Annotated in this window: 16 protein-coding genes; 10 read left to right on the top strand and 6 right to left on the bottom strand. The window is 73.1% G+C overall.

Annotation, left to right across the window (positions count from 1 at the left end):
- Positions 1-233: 233 nt before the first annotated feature.
- Complete coding sequence (gene pepN, locus G5C65_RS10025) at positions 234-2,807, top strand: aminopeptidase N (RefSeq protein WP_165298386.1); 2,574 nt, start codon at positions 234-236, stop codon at positions 2,805-2,807.
- Between the two features lie 93 nt (positions 2,808-2,900).
- Here pepN (G5C65_RS10025) and snpA read toward each other — a convergent pair whose 3' ends face one another.
- Positions 2,901-3,581, bottom strand: coding sequence for a snapalysin (gene snpA, locus G5C65_RS10020; RefSeq protein WP_165298385.1), 681 nt, complete (start codon positions 3,579-3,581; stop codon positions 2,901-2,903).
- Between the two features lie 241 nt (positions 3,582-3,822).
- Here snpA and G5C65_RS10015 point away from each other — a divergent pair, with 241 nt between their 5' ends.
- The gene (locus tag G5C65_RS10015; protein ID WP_165298384.1) at positions 3,823-4,809 is read left to right on the top strand and encodes a LysR family transcriptional regulator; all 987 of its coding nucleotides are present in this window, start codon (positions 3,823-3,825) and stop codon (positions 4,807-4,809) included.
- Positions 4,810-4,856: 47 nt separating this feature from the next.
- On the opposite strand, the gene pepN (G5C65_RS10010) is transcribed toward G5C65_RS10015, so the two are convergent.
- Positions 4,857-7,457, bottom strand: a complete 2,601-nt coding sequence (pepN, locus tag G5C65_RS10010) for an aminopeptidase N (RefSeq protein ID WP_165298383.1) — start codon at positions 7,455-7,457, stop codon at positions 4,857-4,859.
- A 187-nt stretch (positions 7,458-7,644) separates the two neighbouring features.
- Here pepN (G5C65_RS10010) and G5C65_RS10005 point away from each other — a divergent pair, with 187 nt between their 5' ends.
- Positions 7,645-8,274 carry a mycothiol-dependent nitroreductase Rv2466c family protein gene (locus G5C65_RS10005; RefSeq protein WP_165298382.1) on the top strand — a complete coding sequence of 210 codons (630 nt, stop codon included), beginning with the start codon at positions 7,645-7,647 and terminating at the stop codon, positions 8,272-8,274.
- Between the two features lie 147 nt (positions 8,275-8,421).
- Here the strand turns inward: G5C65_RS10005 and G5C65_RS10000 are convergent, their stop codons facing one another.
- Positions 8,422-9,063 (bottom strand): superoxide dismutase, encoded by a 642-nt coding sequence (locus G5C65_RS10000; protein WP_165298381.1) that lies wholly within the window; start codon positions 9,061-9,063, stop codon positions 8,422-8,424.
- Positions 9,064-9,223: 160 nt separating this feature from the next.
- Positions 9,224-10,645 (bottom strand): amino acid permease, encoded by a 1,422-nt coding sequence (locus G5C65_RS09995; RefSeq protein WP_165298380.1) that lies wholly within the window; start codon positions 10,643-10,645, stop codon positions 9,224-9,226.
- Between the two features lie 221 nt (positions 10,646-10,866).
- Between G5C65_RS09995 and G5C65_RS09990 the strand changes: the two genes are divergently transcribed.
- The 3 genes from G5C65_RS09990 to G5C65_RS09980 are packed head-to-tail and all read left to right on the top strand — an operon-like array spanning position 10,867 to position 12,802.
- A complete protein-coding gene (locus tag G5C65_RS09990) occupies positions 10,867-11,475 on the top strand; it encodes a biotin transporter BioY (RefSeq protein WP_165298379.1) in 609 nt (202 codons plus the stop codon).
- Positions 11,476-11,504: 29 nt separating this feature from the next.
- Complete coding sequence (locus G5C65_RS09985) at positions 11,505-11,990, top strand: ribose-5-phosphate isomerase (protein ID WP_165298378.1); 486 nt, start codon at positions 11,505-11,507, stop codon at positions 11,988-11,990.
- Between the two features lie 2 nt (positions 11,991-11,992).
- Positions 11,993-12,802: an Fpg/Nei family DNA glycosylase gene (locus G5C65_RS09980; protein ID WP_165298377.1), complete on the top strand. Its 810-nt coding sequence runs from the start codon at positions 11,993-11,995 to the stop codon at positions 12,800-12,802.
- Between the two features lie 53 nt (positions 12,803-12,855).
- On the opposite strand, the gene G5C65_RS09975 is transcribed toward G5C65_RS09980, so the two are convergent.
- A complete protein-coding gene (locus tag G5C65_RS09975; RefSeq protein WP_165298376.1) occupies positions 12,856-14,097 on the bottom strand; it encodes a GNAT family N-acetyltransferase in 1,242 nt (413 codons plus the stop codon).
- 149 nt (positions 14,098-14,246) lie between these two features.
- On the opposite strand from G5C65_RS09975, the gene G5C65_RS09970 reads away from it, so the two are divergent.
- The 4 genes from G5C65_RS09970 (at position 14,247) to mgtE (ending at position 20,811) form a co-directional block, all read left to right on the top strand.
- Positions 14,247-15,404, top strand: a complete 1,158-nt coding sequence (locus G5C65_RS09970; RefSeq protein WP_165298375.1) for a PP2C family protein-serine/threonine phosphatase — start codon at positions 14,247-14,249, stop codon at positions 15,402-15,404.
- Positions 15,405-15,665: 261 nt separating this feature from the next.
- On the top strand, positions 15,666-16,544 hold the full coding sequence (locus tag G5C65_RS09965; RefSeq protein ID WP_165298388.1) for an ABC transporter ATP-binding protein: 879 nt from the start codon (positions 15,666-15,668) through the stop codon (positions 16,542-16,544).
- Between the two features lie 85 nt (positions 16,545-16,629).
- Positions 16,630-19,173 carry an FtsX-like permease family protein gene (locus G5C65_RS09960; RefSeq protein WP_165298374.1) on the top strand — a complete coding sequence of 848 codons (2,544 nt, stop codon included), beginning with the start codon at positions 16,630-16,632 and terminating at the stop codon, positions 19,171-19,173.
- Between the two features lie 282 nt (positions 19,174-19,455).
- Positions 19,456-20,811 (top strand): magnesium transporter, encoded by a 1,356-nt coding sequence (gene mgtE, locus G5C65_RS09955; RefSeq protein ID WP_165298373.1) that lies wholly within the window; start codon positions 19,456-19,458, stop codon positions 20,809-20,811.
- A 64-nt stretch (positions 20,812-20,875) separates the two neighbouring features.
- On the opposite strand, the gene G5C65_RS09950 is transcribed toward mgtE, so the two are convergent.
- Positions 20,876-22,046 (bottom strand): acyltransferase family protein (locus tag G5C65_RS09950; protein ID WP_206441455.1); only part of this gene is annotated, 1,171 nt, incomplete at its 5' end.

Raw genomic sequence — 22,046 nt, 5'->3', positions numbered from 1 at the left:
GGCCGGTGCGGTGGGGTTCACTGCGGTCGGCGGGGTGCCTGCTGCGCATGCGCTCTCCCGGTGTCTCCTGCTGCTCCCACCGGAAGACTTGGCAGCTCGGATGGCCCCGGCCTGAACAGCGCCGTAACGGCGGCCGCCGGGCAGCACAACCGCGTGCGGGAGGATGGGAGGGGTCACGGGACACTGGACCCGGACAGCACCACCGAGATCGGCGAGAGTGGGGAGATCACCAAGTGCCTGGCACCAATCTGACGCGCGGGGAGGCCCGGGAGCGGTCGCGGCTGCTCAGCGTGGACTCGTACGTGATCGAGCTGGACCTGAGCGGTGCGCAGCAAGGGGGGACCTTCCGCTCGGTCACCACGGTCGTCTTCGACTGCGCCGACTCCGGGGCCGACACCTTCATCGACCTCGTCGCGCCCGCCGTGCACGAGATCACGCTGAACGGGGAGGCCCGCGACCCGGCCGCCGCCTTCGCGGACTCCCGGATCGCCCTGGACGGACTGCTCGCGGGGCGCAACGAGCTGCGGGTGGTCGCCGACTGCGCGTACACCAACACCGGCGAGGGGCTGCACCGCTTCGTCGACCCGGTGGACGGCCAGGCGTACCTCTACACCCAGTTCGAGGTGCCCGACGCGCGCCGGGTGTTCGCCAGCTTCGAGCAGCCGGACCTCAAGGCCGCCTTCCAGTTCACCGTGACGGCCCCCGAGGGCTGGACGGTGATCTCCAACTCCCCGACGCCCGAGCCCCGCGACAACGTCTGGCGGTTCGCCCCCACCCCCCGGATCTCCAGCTACATCACGGCGCTCATCGTCGGCCCGTACCACTCCGTGCACAGCAGCTGGGAGGGCGAGGGGCGCAGCGTGCCGCTCGGCATCTACTGCCGCCCCTCCCTCGCCGAGTACCTGGACGCGGACGCGATCTTCGAGGTGACCCGGCAGGGCTTCGACTGGTTCCAGGAGAAGTTCGACTACCCCTACCCCTTCGAGAAGTACGACCAGCTCTTCGTCCCCGAGTTCAACGCCGGGGCCATGGAGAACGCGGGCGCGGTCACCATCCGCGACCAGTACGTCTTCCGCTCCAAGGTGACCGACGCCGCCTACGAGGGCCGGGCCGAGACCATCCTGCACGAGCTGGCCCACATGTGGTTCGGCGACCTGGTCACCATGGAGTGGTGGAACGACCTGTGGCTGAACGAGTCGTTCGCCACCTACACCTCCGTCGCCTGCCAGGCGTACGCCCCCGGCAGCCGCTGGCCGGACGCCTTCACCAGCTTCGCCAACCAGATGAAGACCTGGGCGTACCGCCAGGACCAGCTCCCGTCCACCCACCCGATCATGGCGGACATCCGCGACCTGGACGACGTGCTGGTCAACTTCGACGGCATCACCTACGCCAAGGGCGCCTCCGTCCTCAAGCAGCTGGTCGCCTACGTCGGCATGGACGAGTTCTTCCAGGGCGTGCGGGCCTACTTCAAGCGCCACGAGTGGGGCAACACCCGGCTGGACGACCTGCTGGAAGCCCTGGAGGAGACCTCGGGGCGCGACCTGAAGACCTGGTCGACGGCGTGGCTGGAGACCGCCGGGATCAACATCCTGCGCCCCGAGATCACCACCGGCGCGGACGGCTCCCTCACCTCGCTCGCCATCCGCCAGGAGGCCCCGGCCCTCCCCGCGGGCGCCCAGGGCGCCCCGACGCTGCGCCCGCACCGCCTCGCCGTCGGCTGCTACGACCTGCGGGACGGCAAGCTGGTCCGCACCGACCGGATCGAGCTGGACGTCGACGGCGAGCTGACCGAGGTGCCGCTGCCGGCGGGCCGCGAGCGCCCCGCCGTCGTGCTGCTCAACGATGGCGACCTCACCTACGCCAAGGTCCGCCTCGACCCGGCCTCGCTGTCCGCCGTCACCCGGCACCTGGGCGACTTCGCCGACTCCCTCCCGCGCGCCCTGTGCTGGGCCTCCGCCTGGGACATGACGCGGGACGGCGAGATGGCCGCGCGCGACTACCTGGACCTGGCGCTGTCCGGCATCGGCAAGGAGTCCGACATCGGCGTCGTCCAGACCGTCCAGCGCCAGGTCAAGCTCGCCCTGGACCTGTACGCGGCGCCCGCCTGGCGGCAGACCGGCCTGGCGCGCTGGGCGGAGGCGGCGCTGGAGCACCTGCGGGCCGCCGAGCCCGCCGGCGACCACCAGCTGGCCTGGGCCCGCGCCTTCGCGGCCGCCGCCCGTACGGAAGCGCAGCTGGACCTGCTCGCCGGGCTGCTCAGCGGCGCGGAGACGATCGAGGGACTGGCGGTGGACACCGAGCTGCGCTGGGCGCTGCTGGCGCGGCTCGCCGCCACCGGCCGCGCCGACGAGCCGGAGATCGCCGCCGAGCTGGAGCGGGACGCGACCTCGGCGGGCGAGCGGCACGCCGCGGCGGCGCGCGCGGCCCGGCCCACGCCCGAGGCGAAGGCGGAGGCGTGGGCGTCGGTCGTGGAGCGCGACACGTTGCCCAACGCGGTCCAGGAGGCCGTCATCGGCGGCTTCGTGCAGACGGACCAGCGCGAGCTGCTCGCCCCGTACACCGCGCGGTACTTCGCGGCCGTCAAGGACATCTGGGAGGAGCGCAGCCACGAGATGGCCCAGCAGGTCGCCGTGGGGCTCTACCCGGCGCTCCAGGTGTCCCAGGACACCCTGGACGCCACGGACGCGTGGCTGGCCGAGGCGGACCCGGCCCCGGCGCTGCGGCGCCTGGTGACGGAGTCCCGCGCGGGCGTCGAACGCGCCCTGCGGGCCCGCGCTGCGGACGAGGCGGCAGCAGCCCGGTAGCCCGGCAGCTCGGCGGCCCGGCAGCCCGCAGTGGAGGCAGCCCCGCTCCCGGCACGGCCCGGGAGCGGGGCTGCCCCTGAAGGGCGGACGGGTCTACTTGCCGAAGGCCACCTTGTCGAAGGCGACCTCGGCGACACCGTTGGCCCAGATCCGGTCGACCCGCGCGCGCTCGTTCGCGTTCGGCTGGTCGTTGCGGCAGGACGTCCCCGGACCGCCGCCGGACATCAGCTCGGAGCAGGGCCCCGAGTAGTTGTCCGGCAGGCCGAGCACGTGGCCGGTCTCGTGCGAGACGACGCGCGGCGAGTAGTACTGCTGGTTCTGCCGGTAGTCGAGGAAGATGTAGCCGTTGCCCCGCCCGTCGGTGTACGCGTACGAGCCGCGCCGGTCGTTGCCCTCGCGGTAGTCGAACGAGGCGCCGCTGCCCTCTCTGAGCTGGACGTTGCTGACCGCCGAGTTCCACACCTGGGTGCTGCGGTTTATCTCGCTGCGGAACGAGGGCGCGCGGCTGGCCGAGTAGGTGACCGTGACCTGCTGGATCCCCGGCTTCTCGGCCTGCTTCTTGAGGGCCTCCTTGACGATGAACTTGAAGAACTTCTGGTTCATCTCGCTGTTCTCGCCGGTGTAGCCCTGGACCGAGGGCGCGTCGGCGGAAGGAGCGGAGGAGCCGGAGGGAGCGGAGGGAGCGGACGCCGAGGCGGGCACCGCTCCGATCCCCAGGGTCGCTGCCAGGCCGAAGCCGACAGCCGCGGAAAGAGCCGTCTTGCGGAGTTTCATGGGGGGTCTCCTTCGTTGTCCATACGACCGGCGACCGCGGTGGTGGGGTGTGGGGAGGCGCGTGGGGGCGGCACCGGTCGCTAGGAATGGACTGCTGCTGCCGCAGAGTCTGTGCGAGACCGGGGCCCGGCGGAATGATGCCATTCGGCGATAGCACGACCCCATCACCCGATGTGTGCAGGACGTTCGGGGCGCTGCGCCGTCTGGTGTGCTATCTGGTGTGACGTGCGCGGCCGCCGTTATGCTCCGGCCTGTGGAGCTCGAAGTGAGGCACCTTCGTGCGCTGTGTGCGATCGCTGACACGGGCAGCGTGCACAAGGCCGCCCGCCAGCTGGGCATGACGCAGCCGTCCCTGACGACGCAGCTCCGCCGCATCGAGCAGGCCATCGGCGGGCAGCTCTTCTCCCGCGAGCGGACCGGGAGCAGGCCGACGCCGCTGGGCCGCACCGTCCTCACCCGCGCCCGGCCGATCGTGGCGCAGATGACCACGCTCATCTCGGAGGCGCGGGACGCGGCGGGCCAGGGCGCGGCCGGGGGAGAGCCCAGGCTGCGCGTCGGCAGTACCGGGAGCCGCGCGGTGCCCGGCTGGCTGCGCCGGCTGCACGCGCGGCTGCCGGACACCGACATCACCTTCCAGTCCGACGTCTCCGCGAACACCCTGCTGCGCATGGTCGCGTCCAACCAGCTGGACGCCGTCTTCGTGCACGAGGTCGAGGGGTCGCCGCTGCGGGTGCCGGACGGGGTGGAGATGCGGGTCCTGGTGCACCGCGAACCGCAGTTCGTGGCGCTGCCCGTCACCCACCCCGCCGCCGCGCGGTCCGCGCCCAGCCTGGCCGACCTGGCCGGCGACCAGTGGATGGTCGACCCGTCCGTGGACGGCGACTGGGACGGGCTGCGCCGGGTCTTCACCGAGGCCGGGCTGGACCCGCGGGTGGCGTACGGCGACTATCTGACGGCCGCCGACCTGGTCGCCGCCGGGGAGGTGGTCACCCCCTGCCAGCCGACGTCCCGGCCGCGCCCCGGGATGGCCATCCGTCCGCTGCGCGGCGACCCCCTCGGGGTGCGCCTGATGGTGGCGTTCCGCGCCGGGTGGGGCCTGGGCGCGGAGGGCGAGGCGGTGTTCGCGGAGCTGCGCGCGGCGTACGAGGAGGTGGCCTGGAGCAGCGAGGCGTACCGCCGCTGGCTCCAGGCCCGTAGAGACGGCTCCGTCCTCCCGTTCGTGGCCTGACCCCGTGGCCCGCCCCGGGCGCCGCCCTCCTCGCCCTCAGCTCTCCTTCAGAACCGCCCCGCGTCCGTGCGCTGGGCCGCCAGGGCGCGCGCCAGGTCGTCGCGGGCCTCCAGCACCAGGCGGCGGAGGGCGGGCGGCGCCGCCTCGTGCGCTTCGAGCCAGGCGTCCGTCGCCTCCAGCGTGGCCCGCGAGGTCTGCAGCGCGGGATACAGCCCGCGCACCACATCCATCGCGATCTCGATCGACCGCTCGGCCCAGACCTCCTCGATGACCTCGAAGTAGCGCGCCGCGTACGGCGCGGTGAGCTCCCGCTGCGCGGCCCCCGGCTGTGCGAAGCCCGCGATGGTGGCCTCGACCAGCGCGTTGGACAGCCGGTCGGACTCCACCACCGAGGCCCACGCCTGGGCCTTGACCGCAGCGGACGGCCGGGCCGCCAGGCAGCGGACCTGGTGCCGCTTGCCGGAGGCGGTGTCGTCCCGGTCGAGCTCGGCCCTCAGCACCGCCTCGTCCGCGAGCCCCTCGGCCGCCAGCGGCTCCAGGAACGTCCAGCGCAGCTCCTGGTCGACATCCAGCCCGTCGATCCGCGCCGTACCGGCCAGCAGCCCCTGCAGCAGCCGCAGCTCGCGCTCGCCGCTCGCCACGGCGGCCAGGAAGCGGGCCCAGGCCAGCTGGTGCCCGCTGCCCGGCTCCGCGCGGCGCAGCTCGGTGACGGCCCCCTGGGACAGCAGGACGGCGCCCTCCTCGCGCCACTCGGGCGCGGTGTACATGGTGAGCGCCTGCCGGGCCTGCGCGTGCAGCATCTGCAGCACGCCGATCTCCGTCTCGTCGCCCGCGAAGCGCAGCACCAGGCCGATGAAGTCCCGCGCGGGCATCAGCCCGTCCCGGGTGAGGTTCCACAGCGCGGACCAGCACAGGGCGCGGGCGAGGGGGTCGGTCACGTCGCCCAGGTGCTCGCGGAGGGTGTCCAGCGAGGGCTCGTCGAAGCGGATCTTGCAGTAGGTGAGGTCGTCGTCGTTGACCAGCACCAGGTCGGGCCGCTCGCCTCCGGCCAGCTCCGGGACGGACGTCCGGGCGCCGGTGACGTCGGCCTCGGCGCGGGCGTACCGCTCCAGGGCGCCGGTGGCCGGGTCGCGGCGGTAGAGCCCGACGGCGATCCGGTGCGGGCGCAGCGTGGAGGAGGGCGCCTCCTGGAGGACGGCGACCTCGGTGATGCGGCCCCGCTCGTCGTAGGTGAGCTGCGGGGCGAGGGTGTTCACCCCGGCGGTCTGCAGCCACGCCTTCGCCCACCCGGCCATGTCCCGCCCGGAGGTCTCCTCCAGCGCCGCCAGCAGGTCCTCCAGCCGGGTGTTGCCCCAGGCGTGCCGCTTGAAGTAGCGGCGGGCGCCCTCCAGGAAGGCGTCCTGCCCGGCGTAGGCCACCAGCTGCTTGAGGACGGCGGCGCCCTTGGCGTAGGTGATGCCGTCGAAGTTGAGCTTGGCGTCCTGCAGGTCGCGGATGTCGGCCGTGATCGGGTGGGTGGAGGGCAGCTGGTCCGCGCGGTACGCCCAGGACTTGCGGCGGTTGGCGAAGGTGATCCAGCCGCCCGTGAAGCGGGTGGCGCCGACGAGCGCGAAGGCGCCCATGAAGTCCGCGAAGGACTCCTTCAGCCACAGGTCGTCCCACCACTCCATGGTGACCAGGTCGCCGAACCACATGTGCGCCATCTCGTGCAGGATGACGTTGGCCCGGCCCTCGTACGACGCCTCGGTGACCTTGCCGCGGAAGACGGACTCCTCGCGGAAGGTGACGCAGCCCGGGTTCTCCATGGCGCCCAGGTTGTACTCCGGGACGAACGCCTGGTCGTACTTCCCGAAGGGGTAGGGGAAGTCGAAGTGGTCGTGGAAGAAGTCCAGGCCCTGCTTGGTGACGGTGAAGATGTCGTCCGGGTCGAAGTGCGGGGCCAGGCCCTTGCGGCACAGCGCGCCCAGCGGGACCTCCAGCTGTGTCCCGTCCGGCAGTGTGCGGCGGTAGCTGTCGGTCACATAGTGGTACGGCCCGGCGACGACCGCCGTGATGTACGTCGAGATGGGCGGGGTGCGCTCGAACCGCCACACCGCGCAGCCGCTCTCCAGCGGCCTCGGCTCGCCCTTCCGCGCGCCGTTGCTGAGCACCAGCCAGCCGGCCGGGGCGGTGACCGTGAAGTCGAACGGGGCCTTCAGGTCGGGCTGCTCGAAGTTGGCGAAGACGCGGCGCGCGTCGGCCGGTTCGTACTGCGTATAGAGGTAGACCTCGCCGTCCTCCGGGTCGAGGAAGTGGTGCAGCCCCTCGCCGGTGCGGCTGTAGGCGCACTGGGCGTCGATCGTCACCTCGTTCTCGGCGCGCAGCCCGGGAAGGGTGATGCGGCTGCCGTCGAACACCTCGTCGACCCGCAGCGACTCGCCGTTCAGCCGGACCGAGTGCACATGCGGTGCGAGCAGGTCGGCGAAGCTGGTGGCGCCCTCCTCCGCGCAGTCGAACCGGATGGTGGTGGTGGAGCGGAAGGTGCGCGCTCCTTCGGAGGGCGGTGGGCCCGTCGCCGCGCTCAGATCCAGGGCGACGTCGTACCCGCGGACCGTCAGCAGTGCGGCCCGGCTGCGGGCCTCCTCGCGGGTCAGGTTCTCTCCGGGCACAGCGCGACTCCCTCGTCCTTCGGCGTGTCTTGAGTCCGTTCCGCAACATGAACGACGCCGCTCAGGATCGCACGTGCCGCTGAGGCGGCACACCGGGGAAGGGGACCGCAGGGGACGGCGTTCCGGCGCTCAGACGCCTATCGTTTGCCGTGGCCGGGAAGCGCCACGCGCGTACTGAGGAGAACACGTGTTGGAAAAGACCCCCGCTGACTTCTGGTTCGACCCCGCCTGCCCCTGGGCCTGGCTGACATCACGCTGGATGCTGGAGGTGGAGAAGGTGCGGCCGGTCGAGGTCCGGTGGCATGTCATGAGTCTGTTGGTACTCAACGAGAACAGGCTGGACGAGCTCCCCGAGTGGTACAGCGAGCTCGTGCAGCAGGGGCACGGGGCGGTCCGCGTCTGCGTCGCGGCTGAGCAGCAGCACGGCAGCGAGGTGCTCGGCCCGCTCTACACCGCGCTCGGCACCCGGACGCACAACCAGCGCCTGGGCCGCGGCCGGGACGTCATCGAGGCCGCGCTGGAGGAGGTCGGGCTCCCGGCGAGCCTCGCCGACGCCGCGGACACCGACGCGTACGACAGCGCGGTGCGGGCCTCGCACAAGGAGGGCATCACCCTGATGGGCGAGGACGTTGGCACCCCGGTGATCGCCGTGCCCGGCCCGGACGGCGAGCAGATCGCGTTCTTCGGGCCCGTGGTCACCCCGTCGCCCAAGGGCGAGGCCGCGGCGCGGCTGTGGGACGGCACGCTGATGGTGGCCTCCACGCCGGGCTTCTTCGAGCTCAAGCGCACCCGCGACCGGGACCCGGTCTTCGACTGACCCCTCACGTCCGGGGGCCCGTGTCCGAGGGGCCCTGTGTGTCACGTCCACACAGGGCCCCTCTCCTGCCCGCTCCCGTGAAGGGTGAGAAGACGATCACGAGGAGCGGAGTCCGGACGGCCACCGCGGCCGCACCTGCGCCTGTGCCTACGGCGCCAGCAGCAGGTTGTTGGCGCGCTGCCGGGCGGCCGTGTAGCGGGCCGCCACGTCCTGCCAGTTCACGACGCGCCACATCGCCTCGACGAAGTCCACCTTCTGGTTGCGGTACTGCAGGTAGAAGGCGTGCTCCCAGGCGTCGAAGACCAGGATCGGCACCGAGCCCTGCCCGACGTTGCCCTGGTGGTCGTAGACCTGTTCGACGATGAGGCGCCCGGTCACCGGTTCGTAGGCCAGCACGCCCCAGCCCGAGCCCTGCGTGGTGGCCGCGGCCTTGGAGAGCTGGGCCTTGAACTTGGCGAAGCTGCCGAACGACTCGGCGATGGCGTCGGCCAGCTCGCCCGTCCCGTCCGCCTCCAGCGGCTCACCGCCACCGTCACCGGTCATGTTCTGCCAGTAGATGGTGTGCAGGATGTGCCCGGACAGATGGAAGGCGAGGTTCTTCTCCAGGCCGTTGATGGAGCCCCACTGGTCCCTGTCGCGGGCCTCGGCGAGCTGCTCCAGGGTGTCGTTCGCGCCCTTCACATACGCGGCGTGGTGCTTGTCATGGTGCAGCTCGATGATCTCGCCGCTGATGACCGGCTCCAGGGAGGAGTAGTCGTACGGCAGCTCAGGCAGTGTGTAGATGGCCATGTGCTCGCCCTTCGCTCGCGCGTTATTGCACATTACTTGCAGGAAGAAGGTAGCAGCAACTGCTCACAACGAAGCGGAGCGGCCCCGCGAGGGAACCGCTCCGCTTCCGTGCCGGCCACGCGTCTGGCGCCCCGTCAGGGGCGCGCTCTGCATCGGACGGTCAGCTCTCTCCCGCTCCCCGCAGCCGCTGGCGGGCGTAGCCGACGGCTGCCAGCACCACCGTCAGCCCCGCCGTACAGGCGAGCTGGGTACGGGTGTCGCTCTCGCGCAGCATCAGCAGCAGCACGGCCGCGATGCCCAGCAGCGCCACGATGGTCAGCCCCGGGAACAGCCACATGCGTATCACCAGCTTCTCGGGTTCCTCCCGCTCCAGCCGGTACCGGTTCACGAGCTGCGAGGCGGCGATGAAGCCCCACACGACCAGGACGGCGGCGCCGACCATGTTCAGCAGCCAGCGGAAGACCGTCTCCTCCCAGAAGTAGTTCAGCAGCACCGCCACGAAGCCGAAGAACGACGAGGCGACGACCGCGTGGCGCGGCACCCCGCTCGCGCTGAGGCGCTTGAGGAGGGCCGGGCCCTCGCCGCGCTCCACCAGCGAGAACGACATCCGCGAGGCGCCGTAGATATTGGCGTTCATGGCCGACAGCAGCGCCACCAGCACCACCACGTTCATGATCTCGGCCGCGGCCGGGATGCCGATGTAGTCCAGTACGGCGGCGTACGGCCCGGTCAGCAGGTCCTTGTCGCCCCACGGGATCAGCGTGACGATCACCAGCATGGAGCCGACGTAGAAGATCGCGATCCGCCACATGGCCGTGCGCACCGCCTTGGCGACGCCCGAGACGGGGCGCTCGGACTCGGCCGCCGCGATGGTCACCGTCTCCAGCCCGCCGTAGGCGAAGACGGAGGCGAGCAGCCCGACGATCAGCCCGTCCGTGCCGTTCGGGAAGAACCCGCCGTGGCCCGTGAGATTGCTGGAGCCCGGCGCGTCCGTCCCCGGCAGCAGCCCGGCGATCGCCAGGATGCCCAGCACCAGGAACGCCACGATCGCCAGCACCTTCAGCGCGGCGAACCAGAACTCGTACTCGCCGAAGTTGCGCACGGCGGCGAGGTTCGAGGCGCAGAAGACCAGCATGAACAGCGCGACCCACATCCACGACGAGGTGTCGGGGAGCCAGCCCGTCATGATGTTCGCCGCGGCCGTCGCCTCGGTCGCGATGGCGACGCACAGCAGCACCCAGAAGATCCAGCCGGCCGCGAAGCCCGCCCACGGCCCCAGCGCCCGCTCCGCGTGCACCGAGAACGAGCCGGAGGCCGGGCGCGCCGCCGACATCTCGCCGAGCATCCGCATGACCAGCATGACCAGCAGGCCGGAGGCCGCGTAGGCGAGCACGATGGAGGGGCCGGCGGCGGCGATCCCGGCGCCCGAGCCCACGAAGAGCCCGGCCCCTATGACGCCCCCGAGGGCGATCATGGAAAGATGGCGCTGCTTCAAGCCGTGCGAGAGCGCGGGCTGGCCGCTCCCGGCGTCGTCGGATCCCTGGTCCGGGGAGGGCGCACGGGAGGTGTCGGTACGCGTCATAGGTGGCCGTTCCTGATGGTGAGGTGCGGGGACAAGTTGTTGTGCACCGATCAGTTTCGGCAGCCGCCCCCCGCTACGGCAATAATCGTGCATCGCATTCCGGCATGCGGACATCGGCCGGGCGTGTGCTGTGTCACGAACCTCACGATCGGATTCCCCGCGCGGTCGGCTAGCGTCGGGTCCGATACGACCACCCAACGCGCCACCAGACGGAGTCCCCGATGAGTGCCCTGACTTCCGCCGCCGTCACGCCCCGCCCGGGAGCCGTGCTCGCCGACCTGCTGCCCGCGACCAGCGCCGCGCGCGCCCGCGCGCGTGAGATAGCTCTCGTCGTCGGCGGTGCGGCCCTCACCGGCGCCGCGGCCCAGCTCTCGGTGCCGGTCCCCGGCTCCCCGGTCCCGGTCACCGGGCAGACCTTCGCCGCGCTGCTGGTCGGCGTCGGCCTGGGCGCCGGACGCGGCTTCCTCTCGCTGGCCCTCTACCTGCTCGCGGGCATGGCCGGGATGCCGTGGTTCGCGGAGGGCCAGTCCGGGGCGGCGATGCCGTCCCTCGGCTACGTCCTGGGCATGCTGCTCGCCGCCGCCGTGGTCGGCACGCTCGCGCGGCGCGGCGGGGACCGGGGCGCCTTCCGCACGGCCGGGACGATGGCGGTCGGGACGGTCGTCACCTACGCCGTCGGCGTGCCCTACCTCGCCGCCGCCACCGGCATGTCCCTCGGCCAGGCCGTCTCCGCCGGGCTGGTGCCGTTCCTGTTCGGCGACGCGCTCAAGGCCGCGCTCGCGATGGGTGCCCTGCCGGCCGTGTGGAAGGCGGCGGGCTCCCGGCGATGAGCCGGCCGCCCGCGTCATAGACTCCCGCCATGCGCGTCTACCTCGGCTCCGATCACGCCGGTTACGAACTCAAGAACCACCTCGCCGCATGGCTGGAGTCCGCGGGCCACGAGCCCGTGGACTGCGGCCCGCACCTCTACGACGCCGACGACGACTACCCGCCCTTCTGCCTGCGCGCCGCCGAGCGCACCGCGGCGGACAGCGGCTCCCTGGGCATCGTCGTCGGCGGCTCGGGCAACGGCGAGCAGATGGCCGCGAACAAGGTGGAGGGCGTGCGCTGCGCCCTCGCCTGGAGCGAGGAGACGGCCGCGCTGGCGCGGGAGCACAACGACGCCAACGTGGTGAGCGTCGGCGCGCGGATGCACACCGCCGAGGAGGCGGTGCGGTTCGTGGAGACCTTCGTCAACACCCCGTTCTCGCAGGGCGAGCGGCACGTCCGCCGGATCCGGATGCTGAGCGACTACGAGAAGACCCGCGAGCTCCCCGCGATCCCGGCCCACCACCCCCAGGACTGAGGGTGCCCGAAGGGCATACGCTGCACCGGCTGGCCGGTCAGTGCGGCGACCGCTTCCGGGGGCGCCGGGTGCGCGCCGGCAGCCCGCAGGGCAAGTTCGCGGACGGCGCGGCCCTCCTCGACGGCCAGCGGCTGACCGCGGCCGAGGCGCACGGCAAGCACCTCTTCCTCGGCTTCGGCCCCGCGGGCTGGGTCCACATCCACCTCGGCCTCTACGGCACCCTCCGCTTCGGCACGGGCCCCGCGCCGGCCCCCGTCGGCCAGGTGCGGCTGCGGCTGGCCACGGACGCCGACTACGGCGACCTGCGCGGCCCCACCCGCTGCCGGCTGGTCACGGACGGCGAGAAGCGGGCCGTGCACGACCGGCTCGGCCCCGACCCGCTGCGCGCCGCCTCCGACCCGGAGGCGGCCTGGGCCCGGATCTCCCGCAGCAGGACCACGGTCGCGGCGCTGCTGATGGACCAGAAGGTCGTCTCCGGCGTCGGCAACGTCTACCGCGCCGAGGTGCTCTTCCGGCACGGCATCGACCCGTACCGCGCGGGACGCGATCTGACGCGCGCCGAGTGGGACGCGCTCTGGGGCGACCTGGCAGCGCTGATGCCCGAGGGCGTCCGCACCGGCCGCATCGACACCGTGCGCGCCGAGCACACCCCCGAGGCCATGGGCCGTCCGCCGCGGGTGGACGACCACGGCGGCGAGGTGTACGTCTACCGCCGCGCCGGCCGGCCCTGCCATCTGTGCGGCGCGCAGGTGCGCACCGCCGAACTGGCCGGCCGCAACCTCTTCTGGTGCCCCACCTGCCAGGCCCGCTAGGGCCCTTCTGATGGATCTCCGGACGTCGACGTATGGGCGCCCCGCAGGGGGGCTCAGAAGCCGTGCGGGAGCCAGGGGGCGGTCTCGCTGAGGAACGCCACCGCGGCCTCGCGCAGCGCACCCCGCTCGGGGCGCTCCTCCCGCACCCGCCCGGCGCGCGCCAGCGCGGACAGCGAGGTGCCGCCCAGATAGACCTCGCCCAGCTCCCGTACGGACAGCGTGAGGTCCGCGGGATCCCGGGTGCGCTCGCACACCGCGCCCTTCGGGTCACCGGAGAGCCGCCAGCGTCCGGTGTTCCACGCGCAGAAGCCGTCCTCCACCCCGAAGACGACGTCCACGGGCGCCGCGTACGTCCGGGCGGCCAGCGCGGCGCCCACGTCCACCGGGCGGAGGAACAGCCCGTCGTTCGTGAACATCCCGCAGCGCCGGATGTCGCTGACCATGTGCTGCCAGGGGTCGTCGACCGGGCGGCCGTCCAGCCGCAGGCTCGGCGCGAGGTCGATATCGAAGAGGAACCGCCACAGGGCGCCGTACGCGGCCTCGTCCAGCGCTTCCAGATCGCGCAGCAGCACCGCGCCCCGGGGCACTTCGCGGTCGCTCCAGCCGGGCTTGACGGCGTAGCGCGCATACCCCACGGTCTCGCCGTCCCGCTCGGCCAGCACGCAGCGCAGCGGTGCGGCGCCCTCCCGCTTGCGCTCCGGGTCGAGCACCATCCGGTGCTCCCAGCCGGGCCGCCGGGCGAGCATCCCGGGGCGGGTGGGCACCACCCGCGCGTACACGGACTCGCACACATCGAGGACCGACGCCGGGTCCTCCACCAGCCGCAGCCGTACGGCGTCCGCGCCCTCGGGCACGGTCAGCGCCACCCGGCTGGTGTCGATGTCGGCGAGGAGCTCACGGGTCGCCAGGCCGTAGCCGAACCGGCTGTAGATGGCCGGTTCCGAAGCCGTCAGCGCGGCCAGCGGCTCGGCGCCCGCCGCGCGGACGTCGTCCAACTGACGCCGCATCATCGAGCGCAGCACGCCGCGCCTGCGGTGCGTCGGCGCCACGCTCACCATGGTCACGCCCGCCGTCGGCACCGCGGCACCGCCCGGGACGGTCATCCGGAACGAGAACAGCCCGGCCGTGGCGACCGGATCGCCGTCCTCCCACAGCCCCAGCGTGCGGTCCAGCTCGGTCAGATCCCTGGACACCGCGCGCTCTTCGGGGGTCTCCGGCTCCGCGAACGCGCTCAGCAGTTTGCCGTACCAGCTGTCCCACTCAGACGGGTGGACCTGACGGAGATCGGTTGTCATACATCCATCCCTACCAGCGCACTTCGGGCCCGGCGAACGGTTTTCGACGCGTGCGCGAGCGCCTGCACGTGCGTTTGCACAGCCTGCCCCGGACGGGCGGCGCGCCGGGAATCGACGTGCCACCGAACGGGTGGATAAGGTCCCGGAACATGGCGGAACGGCGCGCGGGACCCTCACCCTCGACGGCCCGGACGCACCGTGCCCACAAAGCACTGCACCGGGTGCGGACGGGCCTGCGCAGAGCCGCCGTTGACTACTTCCGCGGCGGCGCGTCCGACTGGGTCGCCTTCGCCGGTCTGCTGCTCACCGTGCCGGTGCTCACCGTCACCACCGTGCTGACGCCGCTGTGGTGCGCGCCGGAGGCCCTGGTACTGCCGATCATCGCGGGCGGGCTGCTCCTCCGCCCCGCCAGCCTGCTCGCGCTGTACGCCGCTGCCGCCATCGCGCTGATGGTCGAGTCGGCGATGCTGGGACCGTACGACGACGGCGCGGGGCGGGTCACGCCGGGCACCATCCTGGTGGTGGCAGCGGCCGGGCTGTCCGGACTGCTGGTCGCGCAGTTCCGCAGCCGGGTCGGAGTGCCCTGGCGGCGGGGCGGCACGATGCTCTTCGACCTGCGGGAGCGAATTCGGGTACAGAGCAAGCTGCCCAAGCTGCCGTCCGGTTGGCACCGCGAGATGGCGCTGCGGCCCGCGGGCGGGCAGTCCTTCTCCGGCGACTTCGTGGTCGCGGCCCGCACCGGGCACCGCAACCGCACCCTGGAAGTCGTCCTCACCGACGTCTCGGGCAAGGGGATGGACGCGGCCTCCCGCGCCCTGCTGCTGTCCGGCGCCTTCGGCGGGCTGCTCGGCTCGCTGCCCCCGCACTCCTTCCTGCCCGCCGCCAACGGCTACCTGCTGCGCCAGTCCTGGGACGAGGGCTTCGCCACCTCCGTCCACCTCATCCTGGACCTCGACAGCGGGGACTACGAGTTGCTGTCCGCGGGCCATGTGCCCGCGATGCAGCTGCACGCGGGCAGCGGCAAGTGGGAGGAGAAGGCCGGCGAGGGGCCGCTGCTGGGCGTCTACGACGGCGCCCAGTTCGACCCCGCGAAGGGGACGCTGCGCCGCGGGGACGTGCTGATGCTCTTCACGGACGGGCTCGTGGAGACGGCCGAGCGGGACCTGACCGAGGGGATCGACCGGCTCACCGGTGAGGCCGACCGCTATGTCACCTCCGGGTTCCACGGCGCGGCCTGGCATCTGATCGAGTCGGTGGCCCGCGACGTCAACGACGACAGAGCGCTGCTGCTGATCTGCCGCGACTAGCGCCCCGAAGGGGCGCCTCAGGGGCGCGGGGAACTGCGCGCGCAAGGACGACGCAGCCGCACCCTGCGACGTACCGTCAGGGGCAGTCCCGGCCCAGCCCCGATGCCGGGCATGCCCGATCCGGGAGCCCGGCCGGGGGTTTTCCCCACCCCCCTTCGCCAGCAGCCTCCATGGTTCCCGAGATCCCCGCTCCGTACGTTCGGGGTGAGCAGGGGAACGGACCACGGCGACAGCCGGACAGCCGGAAAGGCGGACTCACCCATGGGGCTGCGCTCGAAGCGCGATGACACGGCCGGCGCGGAGCACACGGCGCACACGCGGGGGCGCTGCGCCGTGGAACTGCGCGGTGTCACCCGCCGCTACGGCCGCCTGCGCGGCCCGCGCAGCGCCCAGCGCGCGGTGCACGCCCTGCGCGGTATCGACCTCGTGCTCCCGTACGGCAGCTTCACCGCCGTCATGGGCCCGTCCGGCTCGGGCAAGTCCACGTTCCTGCAGTGCTCCGCCGGACTCGACCGCCCCACCTCCGGCACCGTCCGGCTGGGCGGCACGGAGATCACGGCGCTGAACGAGAACAAGCTGACGGCGCTGCGCCGCACCCGCCTCGGTTTCGTCTTCCAGGCGTTCAACCTGCTGCCCTCGCTCACCGTGGAGCAGAACGTGCTGCTGCCGATGCGGCTGGCGGGACACCGCCCCGACCGGCGGCGCGCCGCCGAGGTGCTGGGCCAGGTGGGGCTGGCGGACTACGCCAAGCGGCGCCCGCACGAGATGTCCGGCGGCCAGCAGCAGCGTGTGGCGCTGGCCCGCGCCCTGGTCACCGCGCCCGAGGTGGTCTTCGCCGACGAGCCGACGGGAGCCCTGGACACCGCCACGGCGGCCGAGGTCCTGGGGCTGCTGCGGCACGCCGTGGACGGCCTCGGCGCCACCGTGGTGATGGTCACCCACGACCCGGCGGCCGCCGCCTGGGCGGACCGGGTGCTCTTCCTGGCGGACGGCGCCTTCGCCGGCAGCCTGGAGCGGTACGGCGACTGCGGCGCGCGGGACGCCGCCGACCGCATCGCGGCCCGGATGGCGGACCTCACCTCCCGCGCGGCCCAGGCGCGGGACCCCCGCGCCGGTGCCGGTGCGGCGGTGGCGGCGTGAGCGACGCACGCGCGGCAGCCGGACCGCGCATGACCACGAAACCCGCACTCCGCCGTGCGGGCGGAGAAGCGAACCAGGAGATGCCGTGAGCGCGCGCGGCTTCGCTCCCAACGGCCTCGCCCGCGCCGCGCTGCGCTTCAAACCCGTCTCGTTCGCCGGCACGTTCGTCGCGCTCGCCACCGCCGCGCTGATCATCTCCGCCTGCGGTATCCTCGCCGAGACCGGGCTGCGCGCCTCCGCACCGCCGGAGCGGTACGCGGGCGCCCCCATCGTCGTCACGGCCGACCAGCGGGCGCACTTCTCCACCGGCAAGGGCGAGAACCGCGAGGACACCGCCGGCGATCTGGTGCCGGACCGGGCGCGGCTGGACGCGGCGGCGGCGCGGCGCGCGGTCACCGGAGTCACCGGAGTCGCACGCGCTGTACCCGACCTCACCTTCCCCATACGCCACGGCGACACCGGGCTCACCGGGCACGGCTGGGCCTCCACCGCCTTCACCGGCACCGGGCTGCGGACCGGGAGCCCGCCCCGTACGGACTCCGAGGCCGTGGTGGGCGCTGCCACAGCCCGGACGCTGCGCCTGGACGCCGGCAGCCGCCTCACCCTCACCACCCCGCAGGGCGCCCGCGCCTTCCGGGTCAGCGGGGTCGCGGAGCGGGGCGGCGACGGCATCTGGTTCACCGACCGGCGCGCGGGGGCCCTCTCCGGGCACCCGGGGCGGGTCGACGCGCTCGCCGTCTTCCCGGAGCGGGGCGCCGACGCCGGCGCGGTCGCCGCGTCCCTGCGGAAGCTGGACCCGGTGCGGGGCGCCGGGCTGCGGGTGCACACCGGCGACGGCCGGGGCGAGGCGGAGGACGCCGGGATCGGCTACGCCAAGGAGACGCTCCAGGCCCTCGGCTTCTCCTTCGGCGGCATCGCCGCGCTGACGGCCGTCTTCACCGCGGCGGGCACCGTCGCGCTCTCCGTCGCGCAGCGGCGCCGTGACTTCGCGCTGCTGCGTGCCATCGGCGCCACCCCGCGGCAGATCCGCCGCTCGATCGCCACCGAGGCGCTGTGTGTGGCGCCGCTGGCCGGGGCCGTCGGCACGCTGCCCGGGATCGCGCTGGCCCGCTGGTGGTTCGGCGAGCTGCGGTCGCGCGACGCGATACCGGAGGGTGTGGACCTGATCGTCACCGGCACGCCGCTCGCCATCGCGGTGGGCGCGGTCCTCGGCACCGCGCTGCTCGCGGGCTATACGGCGGCCCGCCACCCGGCGAAGATCAAGCCCGGCCAGGCGCTGGCCGAGTCCGCCGTCGAGCCGTTCCGGCCGGGGATCGTCCGTACCGTCCTCGGGCTGGGCGCGCTGGTCGGGGGAGTGGCGCTCGCCCGGCTGGCCGCCGGCGAGGGCGGCGAGGACGCGGCGAACCTGGCGCTGGCCGTCGTGATGTGCCTGATGCTGGCCGTGGCGCTGCTCGGGCAGTACGTGGCCAAGCTGTGCGCCTGGCTGTTCGGGCTGCCGCTGCGCGGGGGCTCCGCCGCCGCCGGGCTGGCGGCGGCGAACTCCTGGGCGCACGCCCGCCGGCTGGCCTCGGCGGTGACCCCCGTCGTCCTGGCCATGGCCTTCTGCTCGACGCTGATCTTCCTGCAGACCAGCGAGGACCACGAGGCGGAGCGCCAGCAGCGCGCGGGGCTGACCGCCGACCACATCGTCACAGGACCCGCCGGAGCGGACGCCGGCCTGCCGGTGACGGCCGCCGCGCGCGCCGAGTCGGCGCCGGGCGTGGCGAGCGCCGTCGGACTGCTGCGCACCCAGGTGCTGGCCGAGGTCCGCTCGGCCGGCGAGTCGCTGCTCATGCCCGCGGACGCGCAGGGCGTGGGCGGCGGCGGGCGCAAGCTCGCCGCCGTCCAGGACCTCGACGTACGCGAGGGCTCGCTGGCGGCGCTGGGCGCCGCGGGCTCGCCGCGCGGCGGCACCGTCGCCGTCGACCGGATCCTCGCCGGGTCCGCCGGCGTCGGGGTGGGGGACCGGATCGCGCTGCGGCTGCCGGACGGCACGAAGGCCCGTCCGAAGGTGGTGGCGCTGTACACGCGCGGCACCGGGCTCGCCGCGGTCACCCTGCCGCGCGAAGCGCTGGCGGGGCATGTCACCGCGGCGTACGACAGCGAGCTGCTGGTGCGGGAGCGGAAGGGCGCCGACGGGGCCGCGGTCGCCCGCGCCCTGCGCGGGCTCGGACAGGTCGCGGACCGGGACGGATACGCGCAGGCCCAGGACCGGGACCGGGCGGTCAACGCGTGGGGGAACCGGACGATGGCCCTCGTGCTCGCCGGGTTCGCGGCGGTGGCGGCCGCGAACACGCTGGTGATGACGGTGGCCGAGCGGCGGCGGGAGCTGGGGATGCTGCGGCTGATCGGGTCGACGCGGCAGCAGGTGCTGCGCATGGTGCGCTGGGAGGCGCTGCTCGTGGGGTGCACGGGCGTGGTGCTGGGCACGGGCATCGCGCTCACCACCCTGACCCCCATGACCAGCGGCCTGTTCGACGCCGCCCCGTATATCCCGCCGGGGCTGTACGCGGCGTTCGCGGGCGCGATCCTGGCGCTGGTGCTGCTGTCCACGGCGCTCCCGGCGCGGGCGGCGCTGCGGGAGCGCTGACCCGGCCGCACCGGGACGGCCCCGGGGCGGCCGGGAGGGTATCCTGGCGGACGGCCGGAGCACAGCGGCGGTACCGGGACAGGAGCCGGACAGGAGGAGGTGGCGGCATGCGCAGCGAGCCTCCCAGTCGACCACTCCCCGGCGCCGTCCCCCCAGCCGCTCGTGAGTAGCCAGTTCCCCGGCGGATGACCGGCGAAGGGGGCGGTGCGCCACCCGAGAAGTGCCGCACCCACCGGGGCGCCCCTTCCGCGCCCCGCTCATCCGTCTGCCGAGGACCCCGTCATGACGCAAGCCCAACTGCCCGACGAGCTGCCCGGCGGTCTGCAGGATGCCCTGGAACGTCATGATCTGCCCGGGGCGCAGCGCTGGCTGGACGCCACCCCGCCGCACCTGGTCGCCGACGAGCTGGCCCGGATGGACACCGTCGATGCGGTGATCGCCTTCCGGCTGCTCCCCAAGGACCAGGCCATCTCCGTCTTCGAGGAGCTGGAGCCGGTCGACCAGCAGGGCATTCTGATGGGCCTGCGGGACTCCGCGTTCCTGGAGGTCGTGGAGGCGATGGACCCGGACGACCGGGTCCGGATGCTCCGCGAGGCCCCCGCCAAGATCGCCCAGCGGGTGCTCGCGGGCCTCAGCCCGCGCGAGCGCCGGGTGACCTCGGCCCTGCTCGGCTACCCGGAGGGCTCGGTCGGCCGCTATATGACCCCGGAGACGGTGCCGCTCAACCAGCACCTCACCGTCGAGCGGGCGCTCCAGCGGGTACGGGCGCGCGGAGCCGAGGCGGAGACGGTGTACACGCTGCCCGTCGTGGACTCGGGCCGGCATCTCACCGGCGTGGTCGAGCTGCGCGAACTGGTGCTGAGCGAGCCGGACCGCACGGTCGCCGACCTCGTGGTCACCGAGGCGCCGCGCGCGTACGCGACCGACCCGGCGGAGGACGCGGCGCGGCTGATGCGCGAGACGAACGTCCTCGACCTGCCGGTCGTGGACAGCGAGGACCGCCTGGTCGGCCTGCTGACCATCGACGACGCGGTCGAGGTGATCGAGGCGGCGGACACCGAGGACGTCGCCCGGCAGTCCGGCTCGGCGCCCTGGGAGGGGCACTACATGGCCGCCTCCGTCTGGCAGCTCGCCCGCTACCGGGTGGTGTGGCTGCTGCTCCTGCTGCTGGCCGCGACGCTGACGGTGACCGTGACGCGGGCCTTCGAGGGCACCCTGGAGGAGGTCACCCAGCTGGCGATGTTCATCCCGCTGCTCATCGGCACCGGCGGCAACACCGGCGCGCAGGCGGCGACCGCCGCCGTGCGGGCGCTCGCGGTCGGCGAGGTGCGCGGCTCCGACCTGTTCGCCGTCATCTGGCGGGAGTGCCGGGTGGGACTGGTGCTGGGGCTGATCCTGGCGGCCCTGGGACTGGGGCTGGGCTCGATCTTCGTGGGGCCGGACATCGCGGCGGTGGTCGGCGTCACCCTGGTGATCATCTGTGCCTGGGCGGCGACCGTCGGCGGGACGATGCCGCTGCTCGCCAAGCGGTTCCGGATCGACCCCGCGGTGGTGTCGGCCCCCATGGTGACGACCCTGGTCGACGCGACAGGGCTGGTCATCTACTTCCTGGTGGCCCGCGCCCTGCTGGGTCTGTGAGGGGCGGCTGGGCCTGTGAGGGGCGATCCGGAACGCGGGGGGCGCCCCTCGGGGGCGTCCGGTGTCACTCGCGGGGGGTCTTGCGGGGGCGCCGGTGGGAACCGGACGGGCGGCCCGCACCGCCGGCCCCCGGCGTCCCCTCCCGCTGCCGTGCCAGCGCGGCGGCGTCCCGCTTGAAGAACCACTCCATCCTCGGCTCGATCATGAACCGGAAGACCTTGGTCACCCACGGTGTGCACAGCACCGTCATCATCACGCCGGCGAGCACCGTGATGGCCACCCGGCTGAGCGGGTGGTCCACCCAGTCCATGTCGTACCAGTCGAACTGGCGGGAGCCCTGGATGGGGAAGATGTGCAGCAGATACGCGTACAGCGTTCCGGCGCCCAGCGCCGTGAACCACATGTGGCGGCGGGGCACCCAGGACAGGAAGCAGGCGGTCATCACCAGGCCGCAGCCGAAGAGCGCGAGGTACATGACGGCGCCCACCCAGGAGGGGACGCCCATCTCCTCGGCCGACTTGTCGTGCAGGAACCACGCCTTGTTCATCCGCGGCACGGCCCAGTAGGCGAAGACGAAGCCGGCGAGGGTGACGGGCACCGCGATGTGCCGCATCCGCTTCCGCTTGACGAGCTGGAAGTGGTGGGGGCGCAGCTGCAGCCCGAGGACGAAGAACGGCAGGAACTGCGCGACCCGCATCAGGTTCAGGTCGGAGCCGATGGAGGGGGTGACGCTCGCGGCGACCGCGATGCCCAGCGCGACCGGCATCGGCCAGCGCAGGCTCTTCCAGATCGGGGTGGTGAGCCGCCACAGGAAGAGCGCGACGAGGAACCAGAGCGCGAACCCCGGGTTCTGGAAGTGGAACTCGCGGTCCGGGTCGTCGTTGGCCCATCGCATGAAGAACGTATAGACGAACTGGATGGCGACATAGGGGACGGCCACGCCGGTGATGAGCCGCTTGACCTGGTTGGGCTTGCCCTCGAAACTCCGCGAGAGGTAGCCGGAGATGACGATGAACGCCGGCATATGGAACGTGTACATCAGGAAGTAGAGCGCCTCGGCGGTGCGGCTGTCGTGCCGCAGCGGATCCCAGGCGTGCCCGATGCCGACCAGCACGATGGTGAGGTACTTGGCGTTGTCGAAGAACGGGTCGCGCTTCTTCTCCGCCGCCTTGGCCTGCTTCTTCGCCCCGCTGGCGGGAGGTTGGGGGGCTGCGGGCGGCGCCTCGGAGGTGGGG

The organism is Streptomyces boncukensis (assembly GCF_011045075.1).
Taxonomy (GTDB): Bacteria; Actinomycetota; Actinomycetes; order Streptomycetales; family Streptomycetaceae; genus Streptomyces; species Streptomyces boncukensis.
The sequence above is the reverse complement of the archived record's forward strand: the minus strand, read 5'-3'. Positions and strand labels throughout refer to the sequence as shown.